11 protein-coding genes are annotated in these 13,495 nt (G+C 38.0%); 1 reads left to right on the top strand and 10 read right to left on the bottom strand.

Annotation, left to right across the window (positions count from 1 at the left end; all coding sequences use genetic code 11):
* Positions 1 to 56 precede the first annotated feature (56 nt).
* From lpdA to QM419_RS02695, 10 genes are all read right to left on the bottom strand, one after another.
* Positions 57 to 1,760: a dihydrolipoyl dehydrogenase gene (lpdA, locus tag QM419_RS02740; RefSeq protein WP_414277801.1), complete on the bottom strand. Its 1,704-nt coding sequence runs from the start codon at positions 1,758 to 1,760 to the stop codon at positions 57 to 59.
* A gap of 38 nt (positions 1,761 to 1,798) precedes the next feature.
* Positions 1,799 to 2,842, bottom strand: coding sequence for a dihydrolipoamide acetyltransferase (locus tag QM419_RS02735; RefSeq protein WP_178895004.1), 1,044 nt, complete (start codon positions 2,840 to 2,842; stop codon positions 1,799 to 1,801).
* Positions 2,843 to 3,060: 218 nt separating this feature from the next.
* Positions 3,061 to 4,053, bottom strand: a complete 993-nt coding sequence (locus QM419_RS02730; protein WP_414277800.1) for an alpha-ketoacid dehydrogenase subunit beta — start codon at positions 4,051 to 4,053, stop codon at positions 3,061 to 3,063.
* 17 nt (positions 4,054 to 4,070) lie between these two features.
* Positions 4,071 to 5,039, bottom strand: coding sequence for a thiamine pyrophosphate-dependent dehydrogenase E1 component subunit alpha (locus QM419_RS02725; protein ID WP_045616134.1), 969 nt, complete (start codon positions 5,037 to 5,039; stop codon positions 4,071 to 4,073).
* Positions 5,040 to 5,220: 181 nt separating this feature from the next.
* A complete protein-coding gene (locus QM419_RS02720; protein ID WP_414277799.1) occupies positions 5,221 to 6,561 on the bottom strand; it encodes an MATE family efflux transporter in 1,341 nt (446 codons plus the stop codon).
* A 43-nt stretch (positions 6,562 to 6,604) separates the two neighbouring features.
* On the bottom strand, positions 6,605 to 7,873 hold the full coding sequence (locus tag QM419_RS02715) for a dihydroorotase (protein WP_414277798.1): 1,269 nt from the start codon (positions 7,871 to 7,873) through the stop codon (positions 6,605 to 6,607).
* A gap of 12 nt (positions 7,874 to 7,885) precedes the next feature.
* Positions 7,886 to 8,350, bottom strand: a complete 465-nt coding sequence (locus QM419_RS02710) for an NUDIX hydrolase (protein ID WP_001135775.1) — start codon at positions 8,348 to 8,350, stop codon at positions 7,886 to 7,888.
* Between the two features lie 9 nt (positions 8,351 to 8,359).
* On the bottom strand, positions 8,360 to 9,013 hold the full coding sequence (locus QM419_RS02705) for a uracil-DNA glycosylase (protein ID WP_414259073.1): 654 nt from the start codon (positions 9,011 to 9,013) through the stop codon (positions 8,360 to 8,362).
* An 11-nt stretch (positions 9,014 to 9,024) separates the two neighbouring features.
* A complete protein-coding gene (locus QM419_RS02700) occupies positions 9,025 to 9,780 on the bottom strand; it encodes a DUF4336 domain-containing protein (protein WP_414277797.1) in 756 nt (251 codons plus the stop codon).
* A 73-nt stretch (positions 9,781 to 9,853) separates the two neighbouring features.
* The gene (locus QM419_RS02695; RefSeq protein ID WP_414277796.1) at positions 9,854 to 10,537 is read right to left on the bottom strand and encodes a YjjG family noncanonical pyrimidine nucleotidase; all 684 of its coding nucleotides are present in this window, start codon (positions 10,535 to 10,537) and stop codon (positions 9,854 to 9,856) included.
* Between the two features lie 527 nt (positions 10,538 to 11,064).
* Here QM419_RS02695 and QM419_RS02690 point away from each other — a divergent pair.
* Complete coding sequence (locus tag QM419_RS02690; RefSeq protein ID WP_414277795.1) at positions 11,065 to 13,158, top strand: Ig-like domain-containing protein; 2,094 nt, start codon at positions 11,065 to 11,067, stop codon at positions 13,156 to 13,158.
* Positions 13,159 to 13,495: the final 337 nt, after the last annotated feature.

The raw sequence follows: 13,495 nt of genomic DNA, 5'->3' as shown, positions 1-13,495 counted from the left end.
GATACCTTCTAATACGATAGAGACTGGAAAATAATTCCAGTCTAGTCTATCTATTTTTATTTTTTCTTAGGTGAATGGATAGCCATTCCAAGAACATCCGCAAACGCTTCGTACATAACTTCAGAGTATGTTGGGTGTCCGTGGATTGTCTTAAGCATTTCTTCAACAGTGATTTCCATTTCGATGATGCTTGACGCTTCGTTAATCAATTCTGCTGCTGCAGGACCAATGATGTGAACTCCAAGGATTTCGCCATATTTCTTATCGGCAATAACCTTAACGAAACCTTGAGCTGCATCAGATGCAATGGCACGTCCGTTTGCAGCAAAGTTGAATTTACCGATTTGGACATCGTATTTTTCACGAGCTTGTTCTTCTGTTAAACCAACTGCTGCTACTTCTGGAAGTGTGTAGATCGCTGCAGGAGTCAAGTTCAATTTCGCAACAACGTGGTTTCCTTTAAGAGCATTTTCAGCTGCTACTTCACCCATACGGAAGGCAGCGTGAGCCAACATCTTAGTACCGTTGATATCACCTGGTGCATAGATACCTGGAACAGAAGTTTCCATGTATTCATTGACCTTAATTCGACCACGGTCTAATTCAAACTCAACATCTCCGATACCTTCAAGATCTGGAACACGACCGATTGAAAGAAGGGCTTTATTCGCGATAATATCATCTTTTCCTTCAACCTTGATACGGAGTTTGCCATCTTCTTCAATGATTTCTTGGAGTTTAGTACCTGTCAAGATAGTCATACCTTTACGTTCTAGGATTAGACGTAGGTTCTTAGATACTTCAGCATCCATAGCTGGTACAATGCGGTCCATCATTTCGATAACAGTAACTTTTGAACCAAATGTCATAAAGGCTTGACCAAGTTCGATACCAACGACACCACCACCAATAATCACAAGGCTTTCTGGAACTTCGTTCATTTCAAGGATGTCATCACTAGTCATTACAAGAGATGATTCCATACCAGGAACGTTGATTTTGCTTACTTTTGAACCACCAGCAAGGATGATCTTCTTAGTTTCAAGCAATTCAGAACCATTTACCAAGACATTCTTATCTTTAGTAATAGTACCGATACCTTTATGAACATCAACTCCATAGCTACGAAGAAGTCCTGCAACACCACCTACAAGGGTATTGACAACTTTAGATTTTGTTTCTAAAAGTTTCTCCATATCAACTGTGAAATTAGGATTTTCAATTACGATACCACGATTTGCTGCATGACCGATACTCTCGATAATTTCGGCGTTATGGAGGTAAGTCTTAGTTGGGATACATCCACGGTTCAAACAAGTTCCACCAAGTTCAGATTTCTCAACAAGAGCAACTTTACCACCTAATTGTGCAGCTTTAATAGCAGATACATAACCAGCAGGTCCACCACCGATAACAACGATGTCATAAGCATCATCGCTCTTACCATCATCGTTTGAGGCACTTGCTGCAGGTGCTGGGCTAGCTTCTGGTGCAGCCGCTCCAGCTGTTGGGATATTTTCCCCTTCTTCACCAAGATAACCGATAACTTCAGTAACAGGGACAGTCTCTCCGTCGCCTTTTAGAATAGCGATTAAGTATCCATCTTCTTCTGCTTCCAATTCCATGCTGACTTTGTCAGTCATGATTTCCAAAAGGATTTCTCCTTCTTTTACAAATTCTCCGACTTTTTTATTCCATTGGACGATTTGTCCTTCTGTCATATCCACGCCGGCTTTTGGCATAATTACTTCTAAGGCCATATCTTACTTCCTTTATCTATATTTCTAAAACAAATATTTTAAACCAACATTGAGATTGGGTTTTCAATCAAAGCTTTCAAGTCTTTCATAAACTTAGCACCAGCCATACCATCTACGACACGGTGGTCAATTGTCAATCCAAGACTCATAATTGGACGAATCACGATTTCACCATTTACTACAACCGGTTTCTCAACTGTTGAGCTAACACCGAGGATGGCTGAGTTCGGTTGGTTGATGATAGGACCAAATGATTGAACCCCAAACATTCCCAAGTTACTGATGGTGAAGGTTGAATTTTGCAATTCGCTAGGAGATAGTTTACCATCCAAAGTACGTCCGATGACATCTTTAAATGCAACAACCAATTCAGACAAGCTGAGTTTTTCAGCGTTGTAGACAACTGGTGTCATAAGACCGTTATCCATACCAACTGCCATTGCAAGATTTACATAGTTGTGAGTAATAATTGTCTTACCATCTTCTGTCAGTGAAGCGTTGATGTATGGGTGTTTCATAAGAGTCTTAACAACCGCTAGAGAAAGCAAGTCTGTAACAGTGATTTTCTTACCAGTTGCTTCCATAATTGGATCAAGAACTTTCTTACGAAGTGCTAACATTTCAGACATATCAACATCGTAGTTAAGTGTAAAGGTTGGAGCAGTTAAGTATGACTCAACCATACGTTGCGCAATAACCTTACGCATAGGAGTCATCGGAATGCGTTCGATTTCTCCATAAGGCGTTACGTTGTCTGGAACTTCTTCCACTTTCTCAATTTGAGCAGGTGATTTAATGGTGTCATTTTCGATATTTTCAGGAAGATAGGCCAAAACGTCCTTCTTCATGATTTTACCACGATGACCTGTTCCTTGGATTTCTTGCCAAGCAATATTATGTTCTAATGCAATTCGTTTTGCGAGTGGTGAAATGCGAACCACGTTAGTGTCTTTATATGTTTCCACGTCTTCTTTGTGGACACGACCGTTTGCGCCTGAGCCAGAAATGTCATAGAGGTTAATTCCTAAATCATCCGCTAATTTTCTAGCTGCAGGAGTCGCTCTTAGCTTATCATCAGCCATGACCTCTCCTATTCTATTTATGATGCAAAGGGCGTTTAAAAGCGACCGAAAAATAGGAAATCAACGCAGACTTCGATGAAGTCAAGGAGATTTATCTTTTTTCCGAGCTTTTAGCCCGTGCTCTAATCTAAGATATCAAGGACGCAGAGAACTTTGCATCACTATATACAAAGTTTCCTCGTCTAATTTAACAAACATTACATAATTTATGTTATGTATTATTGTTTGTTGTGAGTTTTGCGGATTGCATCTTTGATGCTTTCAACTGTTGGAATCATTGCATTTTCAAGATTTTGTGCGTAAGGCATTGGCACATCTTCCCCTGCACAGCGACGAATTGGAGCATCCAAGTAATCAAATGCTTCTGATTCAGAAATGATAGCTGAGATTTCACCGATATAACCACTTGTTTTGTGGGCGTCATTAACAAGAACGACTTTTCCTGTTTTCTTGACAGAGTTAATAATGATTTCTTTATCAAGCGGAACCAAGGTACGTGGGTCTACCACTTCAACTGAAATGCCTTCTTCAGCCAATTCTTCAGCAGCTTGCATAACACGACGAAGCATTTTACCGTATGTTACGACAGTTACATCTGTTCCTTCGCGTTTAATTTCACCAACTCCAAGTGGAATGGTATAGTTAGGATCTACTGGTACTTCACCTTTTTGGTTAAATTCCGATTTGTATTCAAGAATGATAACAGGGTTGTTGTCTCGGATAGAAGACTTAAGAAGTCCCTTCATATCAGCAGGCGTACCAGGAGCAACAACTTTCAATCCAGGGATGTGAGTGAACCAAGATTCCAATGATTGTGAGTGTTGAGCTGCAGAACCTACACCGTTACCAGCAGCACAGCGGATTGTAATAGGCACTTGACCTTTACCACCAAACATGTAACGAGTTTTAGCTGCTTGGTTGACGATATTATCCATGGCAATAACAGAAAAGTCCATGAAAGTCATGTCAACGATTGGACGAAGTCCTGTCATAGCAGCACCTGCTGCTGCACCAGAAATTGCAGCTTCAGAGATTGGACAGTCACGTACACGTTCTGGCCCAAACTCCTCTAACATTCCTACAGAAGTTCCGAAGTCTCCACCAAAAACTCCGACATCCTCACCCATCAAAAGCACATTTTCATCACGACGCATTTCCTCAGACATTGCAAGGATAATGGTATCGCGGAAAGACATTAATTTTGTTTCCATATTTTCTCTACTTCTCCTTAGTCTGCGTAAATATCTTCAAAAGCTGATTCTAGCGGAGGGAATGGACTTTCTTCTGCAAACTTAACAGATGCTTCCACTGCTTCCTTGACTTGAGCCTGAATTTCTTCAAGTTCTTCTGCACTAGCAATCTTGTTTTCAACAAGGTACTTGCGGAGGTTTTCGATTGGATCTTTTTCCTTCCACTCATCGACTTCTTCACGTGTACGATATTTACCAGGGTCTGATGATGAGTGACCAAGCCAACGGTAAGTTACACTTTCGATTAAGACAGGGCCTTTCCCAGAACGAACATGGTCAACTGCTTTCTTAAATCCTTCGTATACATCAATTACATTGTTTCCATCAGGAATAAACATTCCAGGAATGCCGTAAGCAGCGCTACGCTCGTGAATATGCTGAACATTAGTCATTTTCTTGATGTCAGCAGAGATTCCATAACCGTTATTGATACAGTAGAAAATAACTGGAAGATTCCAAATTGAGGCCATATTAACAGCTTCGTGGAATACACCTTCGTTAGTCGCTCCATCACCAAAGAAGCAGACAACGATTTTACCAGTGTTTTTCATTTGTTGAGTAAGGGCTGCACCTACTGCAATACCCATACCACCACCAACAATACCGTTGGCACCAAGGTTACCTGCATCAAGGTCGGCGATGTGCATTGATCCACCTTTACCTTTACAAGTTCCAGTATACTTACCAAGGATTTCAGCCATCATACCATTAAGGTCGATTCCTTTAGCAATGGCTTGACCGTGACCACGGTGGTTTGATGTGATAAGGTCATCTTCATTAAGAGCTAACATAGCCCCAACGTTAGCAGCCTCCTCACCAACAGAAAAGTGCGTCATTCCTGGCACTTTCCCTTTTTTTACTAATTGAGCAATCTTCAAGTCCATGCGACGGATTTCTTCCATCTTTCGGAACATTTCAAGCAGAAGATTTTTATCTAGAGTTGACATAATCTTGCCTTTCTAAGTTTAATTTCTTATAGTTCTATTCTAACTTATAGGTTAATGAGAGTCAAAGAATATGCTTGCTATTTTTTCACAATATAAAAAAAGAAAAGTCAATGAAATCAAGACTTTTCTTTACATAAAACGACTATTTCACAAACTAATTTTCAAGGATATTTTCATCAAATTATTTGAATCTTTTCATAATAACTTGTAAACGCCACTGATAGAGTAGGCCACTGACAACTAAACTTACGATAAGACCTATCCAATATGAATAAGCATCAAGATTTGTTGAATAATCTAGAAACACACCAAGAGGTATAGCAACTCCCCAGTATCCAAGGAGACCAAGGTAGAAAGGTATGACAGTATCTTTGTAACCTCGTAAAATTCCTTGTAATGGCGCTGCAAATGTGTCAGCTAACTGGAAAAACAAGCTATAGGTCATAAAACTTGCAGTTAATTGAATGAACTCTGGATCATGACCATATAGACTGGCAACATTTTCTCTAAAAACATATAGAAAGGAAAGTGTCAAAATTGCGAATGCCATAGCTGATAGTCGACCGATTTTAATATATTTTTTAGCATCTTCTAATCGTTTGGCTCCAACTTCGTAAGAAACAACAATTGCCATTGCTGTTGAAACACTCATAGGAAAGGCGTACATGAGAGATGAAAAATTCATAGCTGACTGATGGCTAGCAATAATCAACGATGAAAATTTTGCCATAATCAAGCCAACTGCTGAAAAAATAGCAACCTCTGCAAATACGGTTCCACCTATCGGTAAGCCTAATTTGATTGCTTCTTTTATTTTATCTCCGTCTAAGGGTAATCGTTTCTCTAAATGCAGTTCTTTCAATTTTTCCTGTTTAAGAAGGACTAGTATGGAAATCCCCAACAACGCCCAATAAGCTAAAGATGTACCCAGACCTGCTCCTGCACCTCCTAACTCAGGGAAGCCAAAAGCTCCGTAGATTAAGAGGTAGTTAAAACCACTATTGAGAGGTAGCAATAAAAGCATTAAATACATGGATAGCTTAGTTAATCCCAGTGCATCCAATAATGAACGGATAACACTAAAAAGTAAGAGTGGAATAATCCCTATTGCTAAAAACCATAGATAACGAATTGCTATATCTGCCACTGCTGCTTCTAGCCCCATATTGTTTAGAATTAGTGGCGCAGCAAGAAAAACTAAAACAAATAGAAAGATGGATAATCCAAGCGAAAGATAAAGAAATTGATAAAAATCAGAAGCCACTTCATTTTTCTTTCCTCGACCCAAATGATGTCCAACTATAGGAACCAAGGCTGAAACAATACCTGTTAGAAAAGTAAAGAAAGGATTCCACAAACTTGTCGCCATTGATACGCCAGCCAAATCAATAGTATTGTACTGACCAGTCATAGTCGTATCTACAAATGAAGCTGAGTAATTCGCGAATTGATAAACTAAAATTGGAAAGAAAATCTTAAGAAATAAGATAAATTTGTCTTTAAAATGATGGGTTGGATACATACAGACTCTCTCTAAATTTTAATTTTATAGAGCAGTATTCTATTTAGTTTTTATAGACAATCTGTCCATTACAAATAGTGTATTTTACCTGCCCTTTTAAAGTTTCACCGATGAATGGTGAATTCGCTGCTTTAGAAGCAAAATGCGTGTCTACGATTCGATCCGCTTGATCATCAAAAATTGTAATATCAGCCGGACCGTTTTCTGATAGATAACCTGCTTCAAAGTTATAAAGTTTTGCTGGGTTGTAGGACATTTTTTCTAGCAATTGCATTAAACTCAACTCGCCAGGCTCCACCAAATAGGTTAAACCTAGTGACAAAGAAGTTTCCAAACCTGTCATACCTGATGGCGCTTTGGTAATATCCTCAACATTTTTTTCGTCAGCATGGTGAGGCGCGTGATCTGTCGCAATTACTGAAATGACACCTGACTTGAGTCCTTCGATAACTGCACGGCGATCAGACTCCAAGCGAAGTGGTGGATTCATCTTTGCGTTGCTTCCTTTAGTCAAGAGAAGAGCTTCAGTCTTCGAAAAATGCTGTGGAGCAACTTCTGCAGTTACGTTGGCTCCCAAATTTTGAGCAAACTCCACAACCTTGACACTTTCTTCCTTAGATAAATGCTGAATATGAACATGAGCCTTGGTTGCGTAGGCAATCATGACATCACGTGCAATCATTGCATACTCTGCAACCCCAGTAGCACCGCAGATATGAAAGTGCTCTTTAGCGATATTTTCGTTAAAGCCAAGCGTACCATTCAGACCAGGATCTTCTTCGTGCAAGCTGATAAAAGTGTTGAGTTTTTTAGCCTCTTCCATAGCTTCTTTAACTACTTTACTACTTTCAAGAGGAATACCATCATCAGAAAAACCAACGGCTCCAGCTTCTAAAAGCGCCTTAAAGTCTGTCAAATCTTGGCCATTAAAGTTTTTGGTAATTGTAGCCACAGACTTAACGTTAATCTTTTCCTTAGCGGCAGACTGAAGAACTTCCTGCAAAGTCTCAACATCTGAAATGGTTGGATTGGTATTAGCCATCATGACAACTGTCGTAAAACCACCTGCTGCAGCTGCTAAAGCACCTGTATGAATGTCTTCTTTATGAGTCTGACCAGGTTCACGGAAATGGACATGGATATCTACCAATCCAGGTGCAACCACAAGTCCAGTTGCATCAACAACTTGAGCTTCATCCTTATCAATTTGAGGAGCAATTTGAATGATTTTCCCTTCATCAACCAAAACATCACAAACTTTATCCAAACCAGACTTTGGATCCATTACTCGACCATTTTTAATTAGTAACATCTGCTTTCTCCTTTATTCGTAGAAATCCACTTGGGTATCCAATAACTTATCACCATCATAAACAAACTTGGCTGAAAAGAATGGTTTATCTTCTAAAAGCCACTCTACGAAGGTGTGGTCTCCTTCCCAGGTTGGTTTGCTTAAAACCTCGTCATAAGGAACCCATTCTAAAGTCCCTTCATTACAATCAATCAATTCCCCCTCAAACTCAGTCACCTTAAATACATAGGTGTACCAGTCCAGGTCTGGTGTAAACTCAGGAAAGGTGATAACTCCCTTTAATACTGGTTTTGCTTTTAGACCAGTTTCTTCTAAAATCTCACGAGCAGCACATTCTTGTGGAGTTTCTCCACGCTCTAACTTGCCACCTACACCGATCCATTTTCCTTCATGGACATCATTAGGCTTTTTATTGCGATGAAGCATGAGCAATTCTTTTCCATTATCAATGTAGCAAATTGTCGCTAACTGAGGCATATTCTCTCCTTATCTAAGCCAATCGATTGGCTCTTGTCCTGTTTCTTTTAAGAATGCATTGGCCTTGGAAAAAGGCTTGGAACCCCAAAATCCTCTGTAAACAGAAAGAGGACTTGGGTGGGCTGATTCGATAATTAAGTGCTGAGGATTTTTAACCAAGAACTTCTTCTTACGTGCATAAGCACCCCAGAGTACAAAAACCACAGGTCTATCTAAATTATTGACAACCTTAATCACTGCATCCGTGAATGGCTCCCATATCTGACCAGCATGACCATTAGCCTGGCCAGCAGGGACTGTCAAGCAAGCATTGAGAAGCAAAACACCCTGCTCCGCCCAAGAGGTCAAGTCATGAGACGGTTTTACCCCAATATCATCCGCAAGTTCTTTTAAAATATTTTGCAAAGAAGGAGGTGCTGGAATAGAATCTGGAACTGAAAAACTCAAGCCCTGAGCTTGACCAGGCCCATGATAGGGATCCTGCCCCAGAATCACTACCTTAACCTCTTCCAGCGGAGTCGTCAAAAGAGCCTGAAAAACCTTCTCCTTAGGTGGATAAACAGTTCCCTGAGCATAGACCTGTTCCATAAATTGATTGATTTTCCCAAAATAACCTTCAGGTAATTGCTCCTTAATCAAAGCATGCCAAGATGAGTGTTGCATCGCCAACTCCTTTATCGTATCCATCTAAAGGCACGTCTTAATTCATCCGTACCATTTTTAAAAAAGCATAAACCATGTGCAAGAATGATCTTATCCGGTTTCCAGTTTAACATACGGGCAAAGGAAACCTTTGCTTCCCTTTGCCTTCCTATAAAAGTCATCCGATAGTCAATAGGAGTTTGACCATCAGGAGCTGTTACACGAGCTAAACGATAGAATCTTCTGCGAATTGGACTAGCTATATTTTCAGGTTCAAAATTCTCTATAAGGTCTGTTAAAATAAGTGTTTTAGTTGATTTATGAAAAAATACCACCTCTTCGATGACAGAACTTCCCTTAAAAACAAGCTGTTCAATCTCATCAGACCATAGGTCAGGAGCCATATCTGTTAAAGGAGCATCAAATTCTACCTTGACATTCTGACTTTTCGCTCTCTCTTCAACTCCTGGACTAGACCATGCTTGTGCATAAGGATATCTTTTTTTCCAATCTGCAATATAGGCGTAGTGAATCTTATTGGGTGAAATCAGGTAAGCAACTTTGCCCAAAGCATCCAGTTCGGTAAAGAGTTGCTCATTTGGCGCAATAGGAGAATGAATCCAAAGTTTGCAATCATTTAACTTAATCACCGTCATACGTGTCTGAAATGGAAGTTTGAAGATTTTCATGTCCATTTGAATTAAATCACCATCTACTATCCAGATATTTTGATCAACTTCCTTTAGTGTATACAATGGTTCATAAAGAGAAAGTTCTGCCCTTAACATCGTTATCTATTCCTTCGTTTTTACTGCCTCTATTATAGCAAAAAGTGGCTATCTAAACCACTTTTTACAGTTTCTATAAAATTTCTAGAAGAGCTTGGTAGGAGTCGACTTCATAAGTCGGCTTTGCTAGCGTCTTATTTTCCAGATGATGAGGATTGTACCAGATGGTATCAATGCCAGCATTATTTCCACCCTGAATATCAGCTGACAAAGAATCACCAATCATAAGGGCATGGTTTTTATTAAAGTTAGGGATACGAGATCCAATTTTCTCATAAAATGCTGCATCTGGTTTTTGGGTATGAAGTTGCTCTGAAATGAAGATTTCCTTGAAAAATGGTGCGATACCAGATTGTTCCAAACGACCTGTCTGAATATAGGTAATTCCATTTGTCGCAGCATAGAGTTCAAAGCCCTGATGTATCAATTTTTTTAATAAATCTTCCACACCTGGGAAAATCTGTCCCTGTTTAGACAGGAAAAACTGGTAACGCTCTGCTAAGTAGGCACCATCTTTTTCAATGCCAAAATGAGCAAACAATTTTGCAAAACGTGTATTGACTAGTTCTTGTTTTGTAATCTTTTTCAGCTCCAAATCCTTCCAAAGTGTTCTGTTCATTGGCACATAATAATCCTTGTATGCTTGGATATCCTCAACTCCTTCTTCTTTTAGGAGGTGCGATAAGGCTACATCCTCAGCAGCATCAAAATCAAGTAAAGTATGATCGAGGTCAAAGAGTAAAAATTTATAAGTCATTAATTTATTGTCCTGTATTCAATAGTCTTAATATACTTCAAAGTATAGCACAAACAGATAGAATAATAAATCCTCACACGATTGATTTTCAAATAAGTAATTTTAAAAATATAATAAATAATAAAATTTAATATAAAATTTCTAGTATTCAAAAATAGTTAATTCTTAGATTTTTGTAAATTGTTGAAATGATTTTTTTATCATTAGATGAAACACTAAAAATTTAAATCTGATAAAACAAAGAATGTAAGCGTTTTTCTATCATTTTATTTCTTAAGAAACAGATAAATTCTAATTCTTTGTGATTTTTTTAATTTATAGCAAATTCCACATATATATTATTGATGTACACATTATAATGTGATATAATTCGCTTATAGGATAGTTTTAGTAATAGACTAGGAGGAGGCCAGTAATAAGGGTGTCTATAAAATCATCCTATATAATAATTTACTCAGGGAGTATTACTTAAAGTACAATTTTTTTGTATCTTAAGAATACCAATCTAACAAAAGGGAAGGAAAATAATGAAGAACAAAAAGAAATTGGGAATCTTTTCTTTTATTATTTGCTTATTGACAACTGTCTTTGTATTTAGTTTGAATAAGACATTTGCTGAAACTCCTGAGGTTTCTGTAACTGGAAAATTTGTAGATGCAATTACAGATGTCAAAGTTGTAAATAATGAAGGTGGAGATCTAACTTGGGATTTAGCGCAATGGGCTACATTCCGTATCAATGCAAATTTTGATTTATCTGGAAAAAATGTCAAAGCAGGGGATACTACTGTTATGACTGTACCAGACGCTTTGGTGGTTACTTCACAATCATTCGAAATTCGTGATATCAATACAAATGAGATTATCGCGCACGCTAAAGTAAGTGCGGATAACAAGTCCATTTCTTTAACTTATACGGATTATGTTGAAAAACATAACGATACAAATGGCTCTTTCTTCTTCTATGCTCGTGTCGATTTCAAAAAACATCCTCAACAAGGAGAAATTCCAATTGAGATTACGATAAACAAAGAATCAAAACCTGCTGGGAAGATTACATTTAAAGGTATCGGAGATGGAGATCCAAAAGTTTTAACAAAGACTAGTTGGGTTAATGAAGGTGATAAAAGAGAGATCCAATACACTATTTCAGTCAATCGTACAAAAGAGAATATTCAAGGTGTAACGATTGAAGACCACTTGCAATTTACAAATGCTAGCTATGTAAAAGATAGTATTAAAGTTATCAAAGGTAAATTCTCTTACGAAACTGGTGAATGGGTATTCTCAAACCGCGTTGATGTTACAGATCAACATAAAATTACAGTTAGTGAAGACGGCCAATCCTTCGTTATCGAACTAGGTGACATTACAGATCAAGATCAGTATCGTATTTCTTATAACGTTCGTCTAAATTATGACCCTGTAGACGGTGAGGTCTTAAAAAATGATGCAACTCTTAAAGGTGTTGGTATTGAAAGTACCAGCATAACTAATGCTGCTGCAGTTCAAATTGCTGGTGGTGCTGGTCTTGGTTATGTATACTCAATCAATATCCATAAAGTAGATGAAGCGAATCAACCACTTAAGGGTGCTAAATTTAAAGTAGTTCGTCAAGCTAATAACCAAGTTATTGGTGAGTATGTATCAGATGATAATGGTAATATTGCTGTTAACAAACTGTTGAAAGATAAATATATTATCACCGAGGTTGAAGCACCATCCGGCTATATCATCAAGGATGCAGATACAGAAGTTAACGTTGATGATTTTGGAGCTGATCGTTCAGCAACTAAAACAATTGTGAATCCAAAAGAAGAAACAACAACTACAACTACTACAACTACGACTGAAGAGCCAACGACTACTTCAACTACAACTACAACTGAAGAGCCTACAACTACTTCAACTACAACAACAACTGAAGAGTCTACAACTACTTCAACTACAACAACTACAACCGAAGAGCCAACGACTACTTCAACAACCACAACAACTGAAGAGCCTACAACTACTTCAACTACAACAACAACTGAAGAGTCTACAACTACTTCAACTACAACAACAACTGAAGAGCCTACAACTACTTCAACTACAACAACAACTGAAGAGTCTACAACTACTTCAAGCACAACAACAACAACTGAAGAACCTAAGACTACTTCAAGCACAACAACTACAACTGAAGAACCTAAGACTACTTCAAGCACAACAACAACAACTGAAGAACCTAAGACTACTTCAAGCACAACAACTACAACTGAAGAACCTAAGACTACTTCAAGCACAACAACTACAACTGAAGAGCCTAAGACTACTTCAAGCACAACAACTACAACTGAAGAACCTAAGACTACTTCAAGCACAACAACTACAACTGAAGAACCTAAGACTACTTCAAGCACAACAACTACAACTGAAGAGCCTAAGACTACTTCAACTACAACAACTACAACAACCACTGGTGAAGAACCTAAATCTACAGTAACAACAACAAACGACAAACCAGGACTTCCTAATACTGGTGAAGGCAAAGGAACGTTAGTTACTATCATTGGTTTTGTAACTCTCATTTCATCAATCGGTGCCATTGCATTCTTACGTAAAAATGAAAAAGAATAATGTTAAAGATTGATTAACTATATAAAGGACTATTTCAAAAATAGTCCTTTTTCATTTCCTCGACGAATGAATCATTGCTTACAAACATTGTTCAAAGTAAATGTTTAAATTTTTTCAGAGAATTTAATATAATTTTATAATTAGAACAGTTAAATACTTGAAGTTTTATTTATTTGTGATATAATTCACCTTATAGGATATTTTTTTGATAATTGACTAGTAGGAGGTGCATTTTTAGTAGTGTTGTCTTGAAAAAGTAACCTATATAATTATGCATATATTTGTAAGTTTTGGTTTTAACACACAAATAGGTGTAAAAATTTGGAGACAAATAGGA

It is taken from the genome of Streptococcus infantis, from assembly GCF_047464715.1.
GTDB classification, from domain to species: domain Bacteria; phylum Bacillota; class Bacilli; order Lactobacillales; family Streptococcaceae; genus Streptococcus; species Streptococcus infantis_S.
Note: the sequence above shows the minus strand (reverse complement) of the source record. Positions and strands in the feature narration are given on the sequence as shown.

Bases quoted from the DNA above. Each gene is read 5' to 3' on its own strand.
- lpdA (WP_414277801.1), bottom strand. From the start codon at position 1,760: ATGGCCTTAGAAGTAATTATGCCAAAAGCCGGCGTGGATATGACAGAA.
- QM419_RS02735 (WP_178895004.1), bottom strand. From the start codon at position 2,842: ATGGCTGATGATAAGCTAAGAGCGACTCCTGCAGCTAGAAAATTAGCG.
- QM419_RS02730 (WP_414277800.1), bottom strand. From the start codon at position 4,053: ATGGAAACAAAATTAATGTCTTTCCGCGATACCATTATCCTTGCAATG.
- QM419_RS02725 (WP_045616134.1), bottom strand. From the start codon at position 5,039: ATGTCAACTCTAGATAAAAATCTTCTGCTTGAAATGTTCCGAAAGATG.
- QM419_RS02720 (WP_414277799.1), bottom strand. From the start codon at position 6,561: ATGTATCCAACCCATCATTTTAAAGACAAATTTATCTTATTTCTTAAG.
- QM419_RS02715 (WP_414277798.1), bottom strand. From the start codon at position 7,873: ATGTTACTAATTAAAAATGGTCGAGTAATGGATCCAAAGTCTGGTTTG.
- QM419_RS02710 (WP_001135775.1), bottom strand. From the start codon at position 8,350: ATGCCTCAGTTAGCGACAATTTGCTACATTGATAATGGAAAAGAATTG.
- QM419_RS02705 (WP_414259073.1), bottom strand. From the start codon at position 9,013: ATGCAACACTCATCTTGGCATGCTTTGATTAAGGAGCAATTACCTGAA.
- QM419_RS02700 (WP_414277797.1), bottom strand. From the start codon at position 9,780: ATGTTAAGGGCAGAACTTTCTCTTTATGAACCATTGTATACACTAAAG.
- QM419_RS02695 (WP_414277796.1), bottom strand. From the start codon at position 10,537: ATGACTTATAAATTTTTACTCTTTGACCTCGATCATACTTTACTTGAT.
- QM419_RS02690 (WP_414277795.1), top strand. From the start codon at position 11,065: ATGAAGAACAAAAAGAAATTGGGAATCTTTTCTTTTATTATTTGCTTA.